The organism is Vibrio sp. T9, from assembly GCF_003123985.1.
In the GTDB taxonomy this organism is placed as follows: Bacteria; Pseudomonadota; Gammaproteobacteria; order Enterobacterales; family Vibrionaceae; genus Vibrio; species Vibrio diabolicus.
Genome location: NZ_NIGY01000204.1, coordinates 1 through 284, shown reverse-complemented (window position 1 = coordinate 284; position 284 = coordinate 1). Strand labels below are relative to the sequence as shown.

The window sequence follows — 284 nt, the reverse complement described above, 5'->3', positions numbered from 1 at the left end:
CTCTCGCGCCAGCTGTATGAAGAAGCGCTGCACGTGCAGTTCTACCTCACGCTGCTCGACACCTATATCCCGGAACCATCCGAGCGCAACAAGGCGTTCGCGGCTATCGAGAGCATTCCGTCCATCGCGGCCAAGGGTGAGTTCTGCTTCAAGTGGATCGATTCCATCCAGGACCTCAATCGCCTGGAAACGCGCGAACACCGTCGCCAGTTCCTGCTCAACCTGATCTGCTTCGCGGCCTGCATCGAAGGCCTGTTCTTCTTTGCCGCCTTCGCTTACGTGTA

The 284-nt window shown here is 58.1% G+C and carries 1 protein-coding gene; it reads left to right on the top strand.

Annotated elements, in window-relative coordinates:
• The coding region (locus CBX98_RS26100; protein ID WP_172606057.1) for a ribonucleotide-diphosphate reductase subunit beta at positions 1-284 on the top strand (284 nt) is incomplete at both ends.